The 17,889-nt window shown below is 68.3% G+C and carries 14 protein-coding genes; 9 read left to right on the plus strand and 5 right to left on the minus strand.

The genetic code is table 11. The annotated features are described in order from the left end of the window. The first annotated feature begins 37 nt into the window (after positions 1-37). From O9271_RS02360 to O9271_RS02375, 4 genes are read left to right on the plus strand one after another with little or no spacing between them, the layout of a single operon-like run. Positions 38-3,292, plus strand: coding sequence for a 5'-nucleotidase C-terminal domain-containing protein (locus O9271_RS02360; protein WP_298265833.1), 3,255 nt, complete (start codon positions 38-40; stop codon positions 3,290-3,292). Further along, positions 3,292-3,531, plus strand: a complete 240-nt coding sequence (locus O9271_RS02365) for a hypothetical protein (RefSeq protein ID WP_298265835.1) — start codon at positions 3,292-3,294, stop codon at positions 3,529-3,531. Before O9271_RS02360 ends, O9271_RS02365 begins: the two co-directional genes overlap by 1 nt. Next, a complete protein-coding gene (gene add, locus O9271_RS02370; protein WP_298265837.1) occupies positions 3,528-4,625 on the plus strand; it encodes an adenosine deaminase in 1,098 nt (365 codons plus the stop codon). The genes O9271_RS02365 and add overlap by 4 nt, the downstream gene beginning before the upstream one ends. Further along, positions 4,622-5,467: a purine-nucleoside phosphorylase gene (locus O9271_RS02375; protein WP_298265839.1), complete on the plus strand. Its 846-nt coding sequence runs from the start codon at positions 4,622-4,624 to the stop codon at positions 5,465-5,467. The genes add and O9271_RS02375 overlap by 4 nt, the downstream gene beginning before the upstream one ends. Positions 5,468-5,469: 2 nt before the next feature. On the opposite strand, the gene O9271_RS02380 is transcribed toward O9271_RS02375, so the two are convergent. Continuing rightward, entirely contained in the window at positions 5,470-6,324 is an 855-nt protein-coding gene (locus O9271_RS02380; RefSeq protein ID WP_298265841.1) for a M48 family metallopeptidase, read from the minus strand. A 103-nt stretch (positions 6,325-6,427) separates the two neighbouring features. Between O9271_RS02380 and O9271_RS02385 the strand changes: the two genes are divergently transcribed. Genes O9271_RS02385 through O9271_RS02400 form a run of 4 tightly spaced genes read left to right on the plus strand, consistent with a single transcriptional unit; the run spans position 6,428 to position 10,815 of the window. Continuing rightward, positions 6,428-7,213, plus strand: coding sequence for an RNA methyltransferase (locus O9271_RS02385; protein WP_298265843.1), 786 nt, complete (start codon positions 6,428-6,430; stop codon positions 7,211-7,213). A 4-nt stretch (positions 7,214-7,217) separates the two neighbouring features. Next, positions 7,218-8,138, plus strand: coding sequence for an A24 family peptidase (locus tag O9271_RS02390; protein WP_298265845.1), 921 nt, complete (start codon positions 7,218-7,220; stop codon positions 8,136-8,138). 8 nt (positions 8,139-8,146) lie between these two features. Next, the gene (locus O9271_RS02395) at positions 8,147-9,466 is read left to right on the plus strand and encodes a hypothetical protein (protein ID WP_298265848.1); all 1,320 of its coding nucleotides are present in this window, start codon (positions 8,147-8,149) and stop codon (positions 9,464-9,466) included. 32 nt (positions 9,467-9,498) lie between these two features. Beyond that, positions 9,499-10,815, plus strand: coding sequence for a DUF445 domain-containing protein (locus O9271_RS02400; protein ID WP_298265850.1), 1,317 nt, complete (start codon positions 9,499-9,501; stop codon positions 10,813-10,815). A gap of 4 nt (positions 10,816-10,819) precedes the next feature. Here O9271_RS02400 and lon read toward each other — a convergent pair whose 3' ends face one another. Beyond that, positions 10,820-13,270 carry an endopeptidase La gene (gene lon / locus O9271_RS02405; protein WP_298265852.1) on the minus strand — a complete coding sequence of 817 codons (2,451 nt, stop codon included), beginning with the start codon at positions 13,268-13,270 and terminating at the stop codon, positions 10,820-10,822. 255 nt (positions 13,271-13,525) lie between these two features. Between lon and ffh the strand changes: the two genes are divergently transcribed. Further along, positions 13,526-14,884: a signal recognition particle protein gene (ffh, locus tag O9271_RS02410; protein WP_298265854.1), complete on the plus strand. Its 1,359-nt coding sequence runs from the start codon at positions 13,526-13,528 to the stop codon at positions 14,882-14,884. A gap of 99 nt (positions 14,885-14,983) precedes the next feature. Here ffh and O9271_RS02415 read toward each other — a convergent pair whose 3' ends face one another. The 3 genes from O9271_RS02415 to O9271_RS02425 are packed head-to-tail and all read right to left on the minus strand — an operon-like array spanning position 14,984 to position 17,835. After that, a complete protein-coding gene (locus O9271_RS02415; RefSeq protein ID WP_298265856.1) occupies positions 14,984-15,466 on the minus strand; it encodes a hypothetical protein in 483 nt (160 codons plus the stop codon). 12 nt (positions 15,467-15,478) lie between these two features. Then, positions 15,479-16,249, minus strand: a complete 771-nt coding sequence (locus tag O9271_RS02420; RefSeq protein WP_298265857.1) for a carbonic anhydrase — start codon at positions 16,247-16,249, stop codon at positions 15,479-15,481. Between the two features lie 11 nt (positions 16,250-16,260). Next, a complete protein-coding gene (locus O9271_RS02425; protein WP_298265859.1) occupies positions 16,261-17,835 on the minus strand; it encodes a SulP family inorganic anion transporter in 1,575 nt (524 codons plus the stop codon). Between the last annotated feature and the right edge of the window lie 54 nt (positions 17,836-17,889).

Here is a 17,889-nt window from a genome sequence, read left to right on the forward strand (position 1 = left end):
ACTCCAAACGACCGGGGGGACCGACTAGCATTCCCTGATGGGACGTCCATTGTCTTGGCTTCATGCCGTACTGCTCCCCGGCGGGGGGCTGGCCGCGCTGGCCGCGTTGATGATCGAGCCGCTGGCGGCGCAACGGGCCCCGCGCCGCGTCGAACTCACGATTGCCGCCACCACCGACGTGCACGGGCGATTGCGCGGGTGGGATTACTACGCGGGGGGCGCCGACCCGGCGCACTCCCTGGCGGCGGCCGCCACCATTGTCGACTCCGCCCGGCGGGCCAATCCCGACGGCGTCGTGCTCGTGGAAGGGGGCGACATCCTGCAGGGCAACCCGCTGCTCTACGTGGCGGCGCGCGTTCGCCCCACGCCGGTGCACCCCGTCATCGCCGCCATGAACGTCATGCGCTACGATGCCGCCGTGCTGGGGAACCACGAGTTCAACTACGGCGTGCCACTGCTGCAGAAGGCGATCGCGCAGGCGGGCTTTCCGTTCGTGGCGGCCAATGTACTGGATGCGCAGGGTAAACCCTGGGTGGCCCCGTATACCATGGTCACGCGACGCGGCGTGCGGGTGGCCATCATCGGGGGCACGACCCCTGGCTCCATGGTGTGGGATCGCGAGAATCTCAAGGCCGCGGGGCTGACGGTCACCGATATCGTGCCGGCGGTGCGCCAGCGTGTGCAGGAGGCGCGGCGCGCGAAGGCCGATGTCGTGCTCGTGCTGCTGCACTCCGGGTTGAACGAACCGGCAAGCTACGACACGGTCGCCACGGGGCTCCCGTCCGAAAACGTGGCGGCACGCATTCCACGGGAAATCGACGGCATCGACGTCGTGGTCTACGGGCACTCGCACCGCGAGCTGGTGGATTCCACCATCAACGGGGCGCTCGTCATGCAGCCCCGCAACTGGGCGGGGTCGGTGGGGCTGGGCACGCTCACCCTCGAGCGACGCCAGGGCCGCTGGAGCGTGGTGGCGCGTACCGGGCGCGCCGTGCGGGTGGCGGGGCATCGCGAGCACCCCGACGTGCTGGCGGCGGCGCGCAGCACCCACGAGGCCACCGTGGCGTGGGTCAACGAGCCGGTGGGGCGTACGACCGTGGCGTGGCGCGCCGACAGCGCGCGCGTCACCGACGCCCCCATCACGGACCTCGTCAACGAGGTCATGCGACGCACCACCGGCGCCGAACTGTCGGCCACGGCCGCATTTTCCCTGGAGGCGGCGCTCGATACGGGCGCCATCACCCAGGCCGAGCTGTCGCGGCTGTATCCCTACGACAATACGCTGCGCGCCGTACGCATCACCGGCGCGCAGCTCCGGGACTTCCTCGAACATGCGGCGCGATACTATCGCACCGTGGGGGCCGATGGCCGGGCCGCCGGGGGGATCCTCGATCCCTCGGTGCCGGGCTACAACTTCGATGTCGTGAGTGGCGCGGACTACACGATCGACCTGCGTCGCCCCGTTGGCCAGCGCATCACCCGTCTGCAGGTACGCGGGCGCGAGGTGCTCCCCACCGACAGCTTCACGATGGCGCTCAACAATTACCGGCAGGGGGGCGGCGGTGGGTTCTCCATGTTGGCCGGCGCGCCGCTGGTGTACGACCGTGACCTCGACATCCGGCAGCTGGTCATCGATGAGGTGCGCCGGGCCGGCACGCTCGATCCCGCCGCCTACGCGCAGCGAAACTGGACGCTGGAACCGGCGTCGGCCCGCGAGCAGGCCTACGCCGAGCAGCGGCCGGGGCGCGCGGCCGGCCAGTCGGGGCGCGGCACAGCAGGCGCTGCGGCTGCCGGCGGGCTCGCCGGCGCGCCGGTTGGTTCGCCGATGGTGCGGGTGATCGCCATGAGCGATTTTCACGCGGCCTTGCGTCCGCAGTTCGATCAGGGCAACGCCTCCACAGGGGGCGCCGTGGCGCTGTCCGCGGCCATTCGCCGCGCGCAGCGCGAATGCCAGCCCCCCATTTGCCAGCATGTGGTGATCGATGCCGGCGACCTGTTCAGTGGCTCGCCGGCCTCCGACTGGTACGGCGGTCGGCCAACCGTCGACGTGCTGAACCGCCTCGATGTGGCCGCCGGTGCGCTGGGCAATCATGAATTCGATTTCGGTCAGGACACCCTGCGCGCGCGCATGCGCGATCTGCGCCACGCCATTCTGGGCGCCAATGTTCGCGGCCCCGACGGCGAGCGCCCCGCCTGGCTGCGTGCCGACACGATCGTCACGCGGGGCACGGTGCGAATCGGCATTGTGGGGGCCGCCGGCACGCACACCCCCAACACCGCCAGCCGGCGCAAGGTGGGGCTGCTCACCTTCCTCGACCCGGTCCCCGTGTTTGTCGAGCGCACCCGCGCGTTGCGCGCGGCGGGGGCGCAGGTCGTGGTGGCGGTCATTCACGACGGCGGCCGCTGTGAACGCGATCGCCCCACCGACTGCAGCGGTGCCGGCATCGATATCGGCCGGCGCCTGGGCGAGATGGGGGCGGATCGCCCGGACGTGTACGTCATGGGACACGCCCACGTGAACATCACGCTCGATTTCAACGGCATGCCCGCCGTCGAACCCACATCGAGTGGCCGTGGCATCGTCGTGGTCGACGTTCCCGTGGGTGGCGGTCGGGCACGAGCCGAGGTGCGCCCGGTGCGCGGTGACGAGGTGGCCGAGGCTGCACCGGAGGTCGACTCCATTGTGCGCGTGGCCGAGGAGCGCGTGCGCCCCCGATTGCAGCAGCACGTGGCCACGCTGGCCGAGCCCATGCTGCGGGCCGGTGCGCAAAACCCGGTCGGGAACATGCTTGCCGACGCCGTCCGCGCCGCCGCCGGGAGTGACGTGGGCATGTGGAACAATGGCGGTGTGCGGGCCGACATGGCCGCCGGCCCACTGAACTACGGCGATATCCACTACGTGACGCCGTTCGGCAATCTCGTGGCACGCGTACGCCTGCGCGGGCGTACGCTGCTGCAGCTGCTCGAAGCAACGGTGGATCGCGGTCGGCCGGACGCACACGTGAGCGGAGTGACCGTCGAATACGATCCGGCCCGTCCACGCGGGGCGCGGGTCGTGCGCGCGCGTGACGCGGCAGGGCGTCCCATCGATCCCGATCGGATCTACACGGTCGCGATGAACGATTTCATGGTGGAAAACGACTTCAGCGGGTCACTCGCCGGAGCAATCGCCACCGAGTTTCTCACGGTGCGCGACATCGACGCCGTACGCGCCTTCCTCTCGCAACAGCCGCAACCGGTGCGGGGCGACCGGACCGAGCGGGTGCGTCCCATCACTTCAGGGAGCAATTGATGCCCAACGTGGAAGTCCGGGTGTTCGTGAACGAGCGCGGCGTATCGGTGCCCGCCGGAACAGCGGCACTCGATGCGGTGCGTGCCCTGTTCCCCGAAGACGCCGACGGCATCGTCGGTGGACAGCTGCGTCTCACCGACAGTCGCGGATTGCCCATCGCGGCCGACACGCCGGTGGTAGGCGGCGCGATCTTCCGCGTCGTGACGGCGCGCGAGCGGCTGAGCGACGGTGCAGCATGAGCACCACGCGCAATCCTGATTTCGTCGCCCGCGTTCGCGCGATGCCGAAGGCCGAGCTGCACTGCCATCTCGACGGCTCCCTGCGGCCAGCCACGCTACGCGAACTCTCGGCCGCGCGCGGCCTCGTGCTGCCGCATCAGCACGACGCGGCGCTGGCCCGCTGGATGCGCGTCGACGACGCGCACGACCTGGCGGAGTACCTGGCCCGGTTCGAGACCACCCTGGCGGTCATGCAGACGGCCGACGAGCTCCGGCGCATTGCGCGGGAGCGCATCGCCGATGCCGCGGCCGACGGCGTCCGCTACGTGGAGGTGCGGTTCTGCCCCGCGCTGCACACGCGCGAAGGCCTTGCGATTGATGCGGTCATGGACGCGGTGCTGGCTGGACTGCAGGCAGGAGAGGCGCAAACGGGCGTCGTTGCACGGCTCATCGTGTGCGCGCTGCGCAGCCTGCCGTGGCCCCACAGCATGGAGATGGCGGAACTCGCCGTGGCCTACCAGCGCCGCGGGGTGGTGGCCTTCGATCTGGCGGGGGGGGAACTCGGCAACCCCGCCCGGGCGCATGCCCCTGCCTTCGAGTACGTGCGCCACAACAACCTGGCCGTCACGGTGCATGCCGGTGAGGGGGACAGCGCCGCGTCCATCCACGAGGCGGTGCACCAGTGTGGAGCCAACCGCATTGGCCACGGCACGCGGCTGCGCGAAAACGCGGCGCTCGAGGCCTACGTGGTCGACCGACGCATCCCGCTCGAGGTGTGCCCCACGAGCAACGTGCAGACGCGGGTCGTGAACGCCTTCGCCGAGCACCCCATCGAACGCTATCGCCAGCTGGGAGCGCTCGTCACGGTGAACACCGACAACACCCTGATGAGCGGGGTGTCGCTCACCGACGAGTTCGTGGCTTGCGCCGTGCACCTCGATTGGAGCCACGAGACACTGGCGCAGGTGGCGCTTCAGGCCTTCGATGCCGGCTTTCTGCCGTACACGGAGCGCCTGGCGCTGCGGGCCAGCGCCGAACGCGATCTCGCGCGCATGGCATCGCCCTGGCCGGCGCTGTTTCTGCCGGCCGGCCATCAGGCGGATGGTGCCGCATGACGCCCGCCATGCGCGCGACGGGGGGCCCGGACGCGCAGGCCGCGGCGGCGTTCATTCGTGGGCGGGTCGAGGGCGACTGGGCGGCCCCCGTGGCCGGCATCGTGCTGGGGTCAGGTCTCGGGGGGTTGGCGCAGCGGCTCGAGCAGGCGCTCCCCATCCCGTTCTCCCATATCCCCGGCTTCCCGGCAGCCACGGTAGCCGGTCATGCGGGGCAAGTGCTGCTGGGACGTCTCGCGGGCAGGCCGGTCGTCATGTTGGCGGGGCGTTTCCACATGTACGAGGGGCACCCGGCCTCTCTCGCGGCGTTCCCGGTGCGTGTGCTGCACGCGCTGGGCGCGTCGGTGTACATCGCGTCGAATGCGGCCGGCGGGGTGCGCCGTACCTTCGCACCGGGCGATCTGATGCTCGTTGCCGATCACATCAACCTGATGTTCCGCAATCCCCTCATCGGGCCCACCGAGCCGGGTGACGAGCGCTTTCCCGACATGTCCGATCCGTACGATCCGGCGCTGCGTGCGCTCATGCGTGAGGCAGCCTCGGCGGTCGGTGTTTCCCTGCAGGACGGGGTGTACTGCGGGCTGCTGGGACCGACCTACGAGACGCCGGCCGAGGTGCGCATGCTCGAGCGCCTTGGCGCCGATGCCGTGGGAATGTCCACGGTACCCGAGGTCATCATGGCGCGGGCCATCGGCATGCGCGTCGTGGCCGTCTCGTGCATCACCAACAAGGCCGCGGGACTATCGGTCGAACGACTCAGTCACGCCGAGGTGATGGAGGCGGGGAAGGCCGCCGGCGGCCAGTTCGAGGCCCTGATCACCGAGTTCGTACGGCGACTCCCATAACGTTAGCGCCGCGGAGCCGGTGAGCGGGGCAGCGCTGCCAGACGTTCCTTGAAGCGCTGGAAGCTGCGCGAATCGCGCGTGAGCGAGCGCAGCACGACCGGGTCGATCCGGTCGATTTCCTCTTCGGTGGTGCGAATGCGGCTCTCCTCCACGGGGTGCGAGGCAAACCAGGCCTCCACCGACCCAGGATTGCGCTCGCGTTCGCGCAGCAGGATGCGGAACATGCTGGGCATGCCGCGCGGATCGATGCCGGCTCGCGTCACATACTTCACGCCGAAACGATCGGACTCGGTCTCATCGTCCCGGCTGAACTTGGCAAAGCCGGCCTGCGCCAGCACCGATACCCCCGTACCGGCGAGGCCCTGACAGAAGGCGGGGGCCAGAATGCACCCGATGCTGAGACCGTAGTTGGCGCGCTGCGCGGCGGCCATCTGCTTCATGCTGTGCCGCTGTGTGACGTGGGCAATCTCGTGCCCCAGCACGCCGGCAAGCTCCGACATGTTGGTGGTGCGCTCGATGAGCCCGCGGTTCACGTAGATGTGCCCCCCCGGTACCGCGAAGGCATTGATCTCGGGCTGGTCGACGACATTGAAGCGCCAGGTGAGACTGCGATCGTCCACGACCCGCGCGATGGAATCACCCAGCACGTTGATGTAGCGCACGACCTCCGGGTCGCGCACCATGGGTAGCTGCTGCTCGATCTGCTGCGCATACTGGCTGCCCATCTCCAACTCCTGGGCCGTGCCGGGAACACACGCCCCCCCGACCACCAGGGCGCCCACGGCCACACCGCGCTGCAGGCGCCTGGTGACCCTGCCGGCGTCTGCGCTGCTACCCCACGCCCCGTTTCCCGCCATATTCCCTCCGCCGTGGCACTGCCACTGTTGTGCGCGGCCCGAAGGCCGCTGCTGCGCATCCGTGACTTACTACCCGCGAACTCCGCGCGTTGTCCCCATTTTGGTGAAGCTACTCACACTCGCCCGTGACCTGCAGCGTCGGAAGGGCCGCGAACGGCAGCACCGGTTCGTGGCCGAAGGCGTGCGTACGGTGGAGGCGCTGCTCGCCTCCCCGCTCACGGTAACCGGCCTGCTGGTCACCGATGCGCTGCCAGGGCAGGCACGTGGATTGGCGCTGCTGCAGCAGGCGGAAACGCGCGGGGTGCCGGTGCAGGTGGTGACGGGGGACGAGCTGGCCAGTGCCAGCGACACCGACGCGCCGCAGGGGGTGCTGGCGGTGGCCGACATCCCCTCGGCGGCCTCCCTCGCCCCAAACGCCGGCGCGCGCTACCTGGTGCTCGACGCCCTGCAGGATCCGGGCAACGTGGGCACGGTGGTGCGTACCGCTGCCGCGCTTGGGGTCACCGCGACCATCGCCCTGCCCGGCACCGTCGATTTCTGGAACGCCAAGGTCGTGCGCAGCAGCATGGGCGCGCTCTTTCATCATCCCGTGGCCACCATGGAGTGGAACGAACTGGCGGCCTTCCTTGCGCAGCACCGGGTTGCGCTCTGGGCTGCGGACCTCGAGGGGGATCCGCTTCCCGAGGTGGCGGCCGGCGCACTCCCCGAACGGCTGGCGCTGGTGGTGAGCAACGAGGGGGCGGGGGTGTCCCCTCACGTGGCGGCCGCGGTCGAACGCCGGCTGCGCATTCCCATGGCCAAAACGGTGGAATCGTTCAACGTGGCGGCCGCTGCGGCCATCGTGCTCTACGCACTCGGCGTGGCGCAGCCGGCCGCTCGGTCGTCTTGACGGCATGCAAGGATCGCCCCCGTTCGCCCCCGCCGTTGCTGATTCGGCCGCCCTCGGCGGTCTCTTCAGCGCCCCCGCGCTCGCGCTGTTCCCACTCACGGAGCTGCTGCTGGTGCTGCTCCCGGTCTTCGTGGTGGGGGCCTGCCTCGGGTCGTTCCTCAACGTGTGCATTGCGCGCTGGCCGCTCGAACTGAGCGTGGTGCGTCCGCGGTCGCGGTGCCCGCGCTGCGAACGGCAGATCCGCTGGTTCGAGAACATCCCCGTACTCAGCTGGCTGCTCCTGCGCGGCAAATGTGGCGGCTGTGCGTTGCCCATCTCCGTCCAGTACCCGCTGATCGAAGTGATCGTGGGGCTGGTGTGGGTGGCGGCGGTGTACCACGTCGGGGTCACGCTCGAAGCCGTGCGGGTGGCCACCTTCGCCACGCTGCTCCTGGGGATCGCCGTCACCGACGCCAAGCATTACCTCATCCCCGACGGGTTCACCGTCTCGGGGCTGCTGCTCATGCTGCTCTTCGCCTTCGCCAACTTCTTCGTGGGCGAGTCCTCGCACTTCGTCTCGCCCTGGCCGGCAATCCTTGGCGCCTGTGTCGGTGCCGGCGCCATCACGATCATCGGGTGGCTGGCCGAGGTGATCATGAAGCGCGAGGCCATGGGGTTCGGGGACACGACCCTCATGGCGGTGGTGGGGGCGGCCGTGGGCGCCGAACGCTCGCTGCTCACCATCGTCGCGGGCGCCTTCGTGGGGGCCGTCACGTTCCTGCTGATCGTGGGACCCATCGTGAAGCTGCGCGCGAGTCGACGCGGTGAGGAATTCGCTTTCCCTGACGTCCCCTTTGGCGTCTTCCTTGCGCCCGGTGCAATGCTCACCTTGCTTTGGGGTGATGCGCTGATCCGCTGGTACATCGAGCGCGCATTCTCTGCCTGACCTTGCCCATGATCCATTCGCTCCGTTCGTCGCGCATTTGCGCGGTGGCATTCGTTCTGGTGGCCTCCGTCATCGCGGCCTGCGGCGACACGCCGAAGAATGGCGAGGGCCCCTATGCCGACCTTGTGGCCGAGTTCGTGCCCAAGATCGAGCGGGAAATGGGGCTACCCTTCAAGACGCCGCCCAAGGTGGAGCAGCGTTCGCGCGACGAAGTGGCGGTGTTCGTGCGCAAGCAGCTCGAAAGCGACCGTGGGCGCGCCCAGGTGGTCGGACAGGAGGCCGCATACAAGCTGCTCGGCCTCGTGCCCGATACAATGCAGCTTGGCGTACTCCTGCAGCGACTGCTGGAGGAGCAGATCGTGGGGTATTACGACCCTGCCACCAAGGTGCTCTATGTGGTGGAGGGGGCGCCCGACGCGCTGCTCAAGCAGACGGTCTCGCACGAACTGGTGCACGCATTGCAGGACCAGTACGTGAAGATCGATTCCATCCAGGCACGGGTGGACGACGGCGATCGCCAGGTGGCGGCGCAGGCGGTGCTGGAAGGGCAGGCGGTGTTCATGCAGCTGCGCATCGACGCCAACGCCGGGCCCATGCTCAGGGAGCCGGGCGGCTGGGATCGCATTCGCGACATGATCCGCGAGGGCTCGGTCGGGATGCCGGTCTTCGCGTCGGCACCACGCGCCGTGCGTGAGGGGTTGCTCTTTCCCTACCTTGGCGGGGCCGACTTCGTGCGGCGCTTCGTCACCGTGCGGCCGGAGAAGGAACTCCTGACCGACCTGCCGGTCTCCACCAAGCAGATCCTCAGCGACTCGGCCTACTTCGGTGGCGGGACGAATGGTCGTGACGTGCCCGTGCGGGTCACGTTGCCGGCGCCGAGCTCGGGAGAGGTGATGTACAGCAACACCTTCGGCGAGTTCGAAACGCGACTGGCGCTGGTGCAGCACATCAAGGACGATGAGCTCGCCCGGCGCGCCGCCACCGGCGTGGACGGAGACCGCTATGCGGTCATTCGTACCGCGCAGGGACAAGCGCTCGTCTGGGCCTCCGCGTGGGATTCCCCGGCGGATGCGGCGGAGTTTCTGGATGCCATGGGGGACGCGGCGCGTCGGCGCTATGAGCTGCCCAAGCCGGATCTCGCCGCCGGGAGTACGACCCGTCGCTTCGACGTGGCTGCGACGCCGACGCGCAGCGCGCGCACGGTGACGCTGAGTTTGGAACAGGTGAACGGAAAACCCGTAGTGCTCTACATGGACCTTCCTGCCGCTGTTTCGGCTCCCATCGATCCGTCCCGCATCGTGGTGGACAGCCCGGCCGGCGGCCGCTGACCTCTCCGACCGGGGACGGGCACGACGCGCCCATGAACAATCCTGCTCCGCTGGGGCCCCGCGCGGCCGACGACGCCCTGCCGGCAGCGCTGCGCATCACCCCCGACGACGAAGTGCGTCGCGTGCGTCTCGCGCAGATGAAGCGGGCCGCCACCATGATGCTGGTGGTGGTGGCCGGGGTGTTCGTCGCGGCCCGTGTGTACGAGGCGCAGTATCCGTGGTTGGGCTATCTGCGCGCCTTCGCTGAAGCGGCCATGGTGGGGGGCATTGCCGACTGGTTCGCGGTGACCGCCCTCTTTCGCCACCCGCTGGGCATTCCCATTCCGCACACCGCCATCGTGCCCGCGCGCAAGGATCGCATCGGGACGGCGCTGGGCAACTTTGTGCAACGCAACTTCCTTACGCGCGAAGTCGTGGCGAGCAAGCTGGGCGCCATGAAGCTGGGGGAGCGGGCGGCGGCGTGGGTGGCCCGGCCGGAGAACAGCCGCCGACTGGCGCGCGCCGCTGCGCATGGGCTGTCCGGTGCGGTCGGGGTGCTGCGCGACGACGAGGTGCAGGCGCTCGTGGACCGCGGCATCGTGGCCCGTCTGCGCCGTCTGCAGGCGGCGCCGCTGGCCGCCAAGACGTTCGAGCTGCTCACCGCGGACGGACGGCATCAGACGCTGCTCGACGATGCCCTGCGGCTCGCGGCGCGTTTCCTCGACGAGAACGAGGAGATGATCCGTGCGCGCATCCGGCAGGAGAGCCCGTGGTGGGTGCCGGGCGCCGTGGAGAACCGGTTGGGTGACAAGATCGTGAGTGGTGTGGAGGCGACGCTCGTGGCCGTGGCCGCCGATCCGGCGCACCCGCTGCGGAAGCGCTACGACGAGGCCGTCGAGCGCTTCGTGCAGAACCTGCGCGAGAATCCCGCGACCATTGCCCGTGCCGAGCAGATCAAGCTGGAGCTGCTCGACCATCCCGGCGTGGCCGAATTCTCACGGGAGGTGTGGGGCGACGTGAAGTTGCGTCTGGCGCAGTATGCCGAACGGCTGGCCACCGAAACGGAAGCCGAGCCCGATCAGCTGGAGCGATGGCTGGCGGGGCTGGGCGAAAAGGTGCTCGCCGATCCCGCCCTGGCCGACAAGGTGAATGGCTGGGTGGTGGAGCTCGTGACCTATTCGGTGGAGCAGGCGCGCGAGGAGGTGGCCGCGCTGATCGCGACTACGGTGGCCGCGTGGGACGCCGATGCGACCTCGCGCAAGATCGAACTGCAGATCGGTCGCGATCTGCAGTTCATCCGCATCAACGGCACGCTGGTTGGCGGCCTGGTGGGACTGCTGCTGTACGTGGTTGGCCAGTCGCTGGGCTGACCGGTCAGCGCAAGTCGGCGGGTACCGCCCGCGACTTGCGGCCGGTTGGCGTGGCGCGGCTCTCCACCTTGTCGGCCGGGTGCCTGGTCGGGTGCGGCAGCAGGGCGAGATGCAGTACCTCGTCCATCGTGCTGGCAAAGGTGAAGGCCATCTTCTCGCGCACCTCCTGCGGCACATCACGCACGTCCTTCTCGTTCCCCTTGGGCAGAATGACTTCGCGCAGCCCGGCACGATAGGCCGCCAGCACCTTCTCCTTCACGCCACCGATCTCCAGCACCTTGCCCCGCAGCGTGACCTCGCCGGTCAGGGCCAGGTCGCGACGTACTGGCCGCCTCGACAGGGCGCTGGCCAGGGCGAGCGTGACAGCGATGCCGGCGGACGGACCGTCCTTGGGCACGGCACCGGCGGGGAAGTGCAGGTGCATGTCGCTCTCGCGGAACTCCGACTCGGCAATGCTGAGGGTGGCGGCACGCGAGCGAACGAACGAATAGGCGGCCTCGGTGGACTCCCGCATCACATCGCCCAGCTGCCCGGTCACGGTGAGCTTGCCCACCCCCGGCATGCGCAGGGCTTCGATGGTCATCAGTTCACCGCCGGTGGCCGTCCACGCCAGGCCGGTCACGGCGCCGATCTCCGGCTCCTTCTCGGCCTCTTCCTGCGAGAAGCGCGGGGGGCCCAGCAGCTCCTCGGCACGCGCGGCACCGATCTCCCAGGTGCTCTCGTCGCCATCGGCCTTTGCGCGGGCCCGCTTGCGCATGAGGGTGGCGATGCTGCGCTCGAACGTGCGCAGCCCCGCCTCGCGTGAGTAGCGACTGGTGATGAAGCCCAGGACCGCCTCGGAGATGTGCAGGTCCTCCGGGGTGAGTCCGTGGTCGTCGAGGAGGCACGGGATGAGATACCGCTGCGCGATCTCCACCTTCTCCTCGATGGTATAGCCGGCGATGCGGATGACCTCCATGCGGTCGCGCAGGGGACCGGGAATATCGAAGAGATTATTGGCGGTGCAGATGAACAGCGTGCTCGACAGGTCGAAGGGCAGATTCAGGTAATGATCGACGAAGGTCGTGTTCTGCGACGGATCGAGCACCTCGAGCATCGCCGCCGTGGGATCACCGGAGGACCCGCCGCTCGACATCTTGTCGATCTCGTCGATCATGATGACCGGATCGCGCACCTCCACGCGCCGGAGCGCCTGGATGAGCATGCCCGGCATGGCGCCCACGTAGGTGCGACGATGGCCGCGAATCTCCGCCTCGTCACGCACGCCGCCCACGGAGATGCGGTAGAAGGCGCGGCCGATGCTCTTGGCGATCGCCTCGCCAAGCGAGGTCTTGCCCGTGCCCGGTGGCCCCACGAGACAGAGAATGGGGCCCGTGGGATCGCCGCCCCGCAGCTTGCGGACCGCGAGGTACTCGATGATGCGCTCCTTGGCCTCATCGAGGCCGTAGTGCCGCTCTTCAAGCGCCTCCTCGACCTTGGCGAGCAGGATTTCCTCGTCATTGCCGCTGCGCGTGTGCCACGGCAAGGCCAGCACCCAGTCCAGATACGTGCGCAGCACCTGGTACTCGCTCGAGGCAGGCGAGAGCATGCGCAGGCGTTCGGTCTCGCGACGTGCCTCCGCCGCGACCTTCTCCGGCAGGTGCGCCTCGTCAATGCGGCGCAGCAGGTCGACCGACTCCTTCTCGTTCGGATCCGCCTCTCCCAGCTCGGACTGAATGGCGCGCAGCTGCTGGCGCAGGTAGAACTCGCGCTGGTGCTGCTCGATCTTGATTTCCGTCTGCTTCTTTACGTCCTCCATGACGCGTGCGCGTGCCACCTCGCGCTCGAGGCGCGACAGGATGAAGCGGATGCGCTGGCCGATGTCGAGGCGCTGCAGCACCTCCTCCTTGTCGGCGATGCGCAGGTTCATGTTCGTGGCGGCGAGATCGGCGAATCGTCCCGGGTCGGAGACGTTCATCTTGAGGATCTGCGGCACCTCGTTGGGAATGCGGTCGACCAGCTCGGCGAGCGTTTCGGCGGCGGTGACCGTACGCGCCACCAGCTCGTCGAGTTCGGCGGGGTCGGGGGGCGTTTCGCGGGCGCCCTGCACCTGCGCAATGGCGAACGGTTGCACCTGATCGATGCCCTCGATCGTGATGCGGCGGAGCCCCTGCAGGGTGATCTGGACCGTTTCCCCGGGCAGGTTGATGCGTTCGTGAACACGCGCGGCCACCCCCACCCGCCCCACGAAGCGCTGCGGATCGATGGCATCGTCGCCGTCACCGGAGGCCACCACCAGGGCCACCACCAGCCCCGATTCCTCGTGCGCCCGCAGCAGCGCCAGGTTTTCGGCTGCCCCCATTTGCACGGCGATCGTTCCCAGCGGATAGACGATCGTGGAGCGCAGGGCCATGAGCGGCAGCGACGGCGGCAGCTCCGCACGGAGGATCTCCTCCTTGCGCTGTCCGCGAGGCATCGTGACGGCGGGGTACCGCGGGTTCTGTGAAGACACGGGCTGGCAGGAAGAGTGACAGCGTGATCCAGGAGCGGGCCAATCTAGGGCGCCGAAAAACGGGAGCAACGCGTGATTCCGACGCAAGTTGCGTCACCGGTGGCCCTCTCCGTCACCCCCCGGGAAAAATAGCGGTGCGCGGGGTCACGGAGGCGCCGGAAACGCATCTGGGGCGGCCAAGGGCCCGTCCGCCTTCCGGATCGATTACCTTTCCCCTCTATGTTCGACGAGCTCACAGACAAACTCGGCAACGTCTTCGCCAAGCTGCGCGGACGAGGCGTCCTGACCGAGTCCGATATCAAGGAGGGGATGCGCGAGGTTCGCCGTGTCCTGCTCGAGGCCGACGTCAACTTCGCCCTGACCCGCGAGTTCCTGGAGCGGGTGGAGAAGCAGGCGGTTGGCGTGCTGCAGCTCAAGACGGTGCAGCCGGCGCAGCAGCTGGTGAAGATCGTGCACGACGAGCTCACCGCCATGCTGGGCGAACGGCGCGAGGGGCTGCGCATGAGCACCGTGCCCCCCACCATCATCATGATGGTCGGGTTGCAGGGGTCGGGAAAAACCACCACCGCCGGCAAGCTGGCCCGCAAGCTCAAGCTCGAGGCCAAGAGCTCGCGCCTGGTGGCGGCCGACGTGTACCGGCCGGCCGCCATCGATCAGCTCGAGACGCTCGGCAAGGCACTCGACGTGCCGGTCTACGCGGACCGCACCACGCAGGATGTGGTGAAGATCGCCAGGGCGGGCATCGAGCAGGGCACCCGCAACCGTGACCGGGTGGTCATCGTGGACACCGCCGGGCGCCTGCAGATCGACGCCGACATGATGGACGAGCTCAAGCGGCTCAAGGCGGCGATCAAGCCCGACGAGATTCTCTTCGTGGCCGACGGCATGACCGGTCAGGAAGCCGTGAAAATTGCGCAGGGCTTCAACGAGGCGCTCGACATTACGGGCGTGATCCTCACCAAGCTCGACGGTGACGCCCGTGGTGGCGCCGCGCTGTCGATCTACGGCGTGCTCAAGAAGCCCATCAAGTACATCGGTGTGGGCGAGAAGCCCGACGCGCTCGAGGAGTTCCACCCCGAGCGCATGGCGGGGCGCATCCTGCAGATGGGCGACATCGTGTCGCTCGTGGAAAAGGCGCAGGAAGCCTTCGACGAAACCGAGGCCAAGAAGCTCGAGAAGAAGGTCCGCAAGGAAGGCATGGACCTCGAGGACTTCCTGTCGGCCATGCGCCAGATGCAGAAGCTGGGGCCCTTCGAGAATCTCCTCAAGCTGTTGCCCGGGGTGAACTCGAAGATGCTGAAGGACGTGAAGATGGACCCCAAGCGCATGAAACACATCGAGGCGATCGTGCTCTCCATGACGCCCCAGGAGCGGAAGAAGCCCGAGATCATCAACGGATCACGCCGCGCGCGCATCGCGAAGGGGTGCGGCCGGCCGGTGAACGAGGTAAACCGCCTGCTCGAGCAGTTCCGCGAAATGCAGAAGATGATGAAGAAGATGGGCGGCATGCAGGGCGGCGGGAAGGGCGGGATGCCCCGCCTCCCCTTCGGCGGTGGCGGCATGTTCGGGATGCGCTGAGCATGGCGCCAACCCACGACTGAAAACTCGAACCCGGAACTCACAACTGATCGGTTGTGGGTTCCGGGTTCGAGTTTGTAGTAGCGGGGTACTGCGGCGTCAGCCTTCAGCCGGCACGATAGAATCCAAGCCCGGCCACGCCGCGAGGTTGTACACCACGAGCGTACGTAGGTAATGGCGGCCGGCATCACCATGCGCCGCCAGCACCGCCTCGGCGCCGGTCTTCACGGCCGCGGCATCGGCATACGGGACCTCGAGATCCTCGGGGAGCACCCCGTTCTCATGGGCCACCCCCATGGTGTCGAGGAACGTGATCTGGTACTGCGGCTCGAGATCGACATAGAGCAGCTGCAGCAGCTCCAGTTCGTCCTGCGCGGTGAGCGCGCCCAGCCGGAGCGCTTCCTTGCCCACCTTGTCGGCGGGCCACGATACCAGGGTTGACGCACGAAAGCCGCCGCCCTTGGCGGCAATGCGTTGGGCGTACAGCGCTTTCGCGCCCTTGTGCTTGGCCAGGGCCTGCAGCACCAGCCACTGCCGGCGCTCCATCGGGAGCGCCTTGAACGGAGAAGGGATCTTGGGCATCCCCCAAAACTACTAGTGGGAGTTGCCGGACGCGCCTGTCCGTGACATGCGCTCCATCACGCGCCGGGCGATCTGGTCGGCCAGCTCGTCACCCGCCAGCACGGGGGCGGACATGCGCCCCAGAATGGGCGGCGGGCCTGCCGGCACTCCCGACTGACGACGCTGCGCCAGCGCATCGGCCGCCTCCTGACAGTCCACGCCCGTGGCGATCTCGCGCAACAGCCCCTCGTGAATGTCGTACACCAACCCGTGCAGCAGGGGGCGCTTCCCCTTGGCCCAGGCATTCTGCACGATGGGGGTCTCCGACAGGTGATAGAGCTGCTCCAGCACGTTGAGCTCCACCACCCGGTCGAAGCGTGCCTGCTCATCCTCGATCTGCTCGAGCTCCGGCCGGTTCCAGCGCACCACATTGCGGATGGGTTGCAGCCACAGGTCCACGAGCCCGTAGCTGGCGGTGCCCATGGCGGCCTTCACGCCGCCACAGTTGTAGTGGCCGGTGATGATCACGTGCTTCACATCGAGCACCTCCACAGCGTACTGCAGGACGCTCATGGCGTTGAGGTCGCTCGGCAGCACCACGTTGGCAATGTTGCGGTGCACGAAGAGCTCGCCCGGCTCGGTACCGGTGACCACGTTGGCGGGGACGCGGCTGTCGGAGCAGCCGATGTACAGGAACTGCGGTTCCTGCTTCGCCGCCCGCTTCTCGAAATACTCCGGATCGGCTGCCTTCATGGCCGCCGCCCATTCGCGGTTGTGCTGGATGATCTTGCGGAAGTTTTCCATGGTCGATCCGGTCAGTGGGCAGGCGTAAGGTCGGTCTCGGGAATGCCCACGAGCCGGTAGTCGATGTTGCGGGAACGGGCGGTTTCGCGGAACTCGAGCAGGGCCTCGAGCGCGTCGTAATCGAAGCGCGTCGTCTTGCGCCCATCGATCTCCACGCGACAGCCGGCCGGTAGCGCATCGAGCGTTTGCATGAGATTCGACTTGCTGAGGAACGTGACCTGATCGGGGAGCACGTAGCGCGTGAGCACGGCGCCCGGGGGGCTGACCTTGGTGAGGGCAGGGCGCCGCATGTGCTCCGCGACGATGAACCCGATGCCCACCACCAGCCCCACCGCGATGCCGCGCAGCAAGTCGGTGAAGAGGATCGCTACGATGGTGACGGCGAACGGAATGAAGTGCGACCATCCCAAATGCCAGGCGCTCTTCCAGAGCGACGGCGTAGTGAGCTTGAACCCCGTCACGAGCAGCACCGCCGCCAACGCCGCCAGCGGAATGCGGTTGAGCACCGGGGCCAAGGCCACTACCGCGATGATGAGCCACACGCCGTGCGCGATGGCCGACAGCCGCGAGCGCGCACCGGCATCGACGTTGGCGGAGCTGCGCACGATGACGCCGGTGACCGGCAGGCCACCGAGAAACCCCGAGAGCATGTTGCCGATCCCCTGCGCGAACAGTTCACGGTTCGCCGGGCCGTCGCGCTTCTCCGGATCGAGCTTGTTGGTGGCCTCGAGGCTGAGCAGCGACTCGAGACTGGCCACGATGCCAAGCGTGGCGGCGAGCATCCACACCTGCTGGTCGCGCAGCGCGCTCCAGTCAGGGCGCGCGATCTGCGACAGCACGCCGCCAACACCGGAGGTGGGGAGATTGACGAGGTGGGTGCCGCGAATGGCAAACGACGGTTCCAGGGCGAGCAGCAGTTCATTCAGCCCCACGCCAATCGCGACCGCCGCGAGGGGCGCCGGGAAGAGCCGCATCTTCTGCATGGGCGAGCGCGGCCACCACACCATGAGCGCCACGCCGATGAAGGCCACGGCGATGGCCCCGGGTTGCACCTGCGCCAACGCCGAGCCGATGGCATCGAAGGTGTTCTCCCCCGACGCACCCACGAAGGCGAAGTCCCCCTCGTAATCGGCATCGTATCCTACCGCATGCGGGATCTGCTTGAGAATGAGCGTCAGCCCGATGGCGGCCAGCATCCCCTTGATGACACTCGAAGGGAAGTAGTAGCCGATCACGCCGGCGCGTGCCGCGCCAAGCGCCACCTGGATGGCACCGCCCAGGATGACGGCGGGAAGAAAGCGGGGAAAGCCGCCCACCTGCGCAATGCCGGCCAACACGATGGCGGTCAGCCCCGCCGCCGGGCCGCTGACCATGAGTGGGGACCCCGACACGGCCCCCACGACGATCCCCCCCACGATGCCGGCCACCACGCCCGACAGCAGCGGGGCACCCGAGGCCAGCGCCACCCCCAGGCACAGCGGCAGCGCGACGAGAAACACGACCACGGACGCGGGAAGATCCTCGCGCCAGGTGGCCAGCAGGGCCGGACTCGCGTCGCGTGGAGCGGAGACGGCTGGAGTACGCATGACGACCGCGGGGATACGGGGAGCAGAGCAGGAGTGTATCGTGAGCCTAACGCC

Source organism: Gemmatimonas sp. (genome assembly GCF_027531815.1).
Lineage (GTDB): Bacteria > Gemmatimonadota > Gemmatimonadetes > Gemmatimonadales > Gemmatimonadaceae > Gemmatimonas.

What these genes read in the sequence shown, in the direction of transcription:
- O9271_RS02420 (WP_298265857.1), bottom strand. Translation starts at nt 16,249, where the DNA reads ATGGAAAACTTCCGCAAGATCATCCAGCACAACCGCGAATGGGCGGCG.
- O9271_RS02375 (WP_298265839.1), top strand. Translation starts at nt 4,622, where the DNA reads ATGACGCCCGCCATGCGCGCGACGGGGGGCCCGGACGCGCAGGCCGCG.
- ffh (WP_298265854.1), top strand. Translation starts at nt 13,526, where the DNA reads ATGTTCGACGAGCTCACAGACAAACTCGGCAACGTCTTCGCCAAGCTG.
- O9271_RS02415 (WP_298265856.1), bottom strand. Translation starts at nt 15,466, where the DNA reads ATGCCCAAGATCCCTTCTCCGTTCAAGGCGCTCCCGATGGAGCGCCGG.
- O9271_RS02360 (WP_298265833.1), top strand. Translation starts at nt 38, where the DNA reads ATGGGACGTCCATTGTCTTGGCTTCATGCCGTACTGCTCCCCGGCGGG.
- O9271_RS02365 (WP_298265835.1), top strand. Translation starts at nt 3,292, where the DNA reads ATGCCCAACGTGGAAGTCCGGGTGTTCGTGAACGAGCGCGGCGTATCG.
- add (WP_298265837.1), top strand. Translation starts at nt 3,528, where the DNA reads ATGAGCACCACGCGCAATCCTGATTTCGTCGCCCGCGTTCGCGCGATG.
- O9271_RS02380 (WP_298265841.1), bottom strand. Translation starts at nt 6,324, where the DNA reads ATGGCGGGAAACGGGGCGTGGGGTAGCAGCGCAGACGCCGGCAGGGTC.
- O9271_RS02395 (WP_298265848.1), top strand. Translation starts at nt 8,147, where the DNA reads ATGATCCATTCGCTCCGTTCGTCGCGCATTTGCGCGGTGGCATTCGTT.
- O9271_RS02400 (WP_298265850.1), top strand. Translation starts at nt 9,499, where the DNA reads ATGAACAATCCTGCTCCGCTGGGGCCCCGCGCGGCCGACGACGCCCTG.
- lon (WP_298265852.1), bottom strand. Translation starts at nt 13,270, where the DNA reads ATGCCTCGCGGACAGCGCAAGGAGGAGATCCTCCGTGCGGAGCTGCCG.
- O9271_RS02425 (WP_298265859.1), bottom strand. Translation starts at nt 17,835, where the DNA reads ATGCGTACTCCAGCCGTCTCCGCTCCACGCGACGCGAGTCCGGCCCTG.
- O9271_RS02390 (WP_298265845.1), top strand. Translation starts at nt 7,218, where the DNA reads ATGCAAGGATCGCCCCCGTTCGCCCCCGCCGTTGCTGATTCGGCCGCC.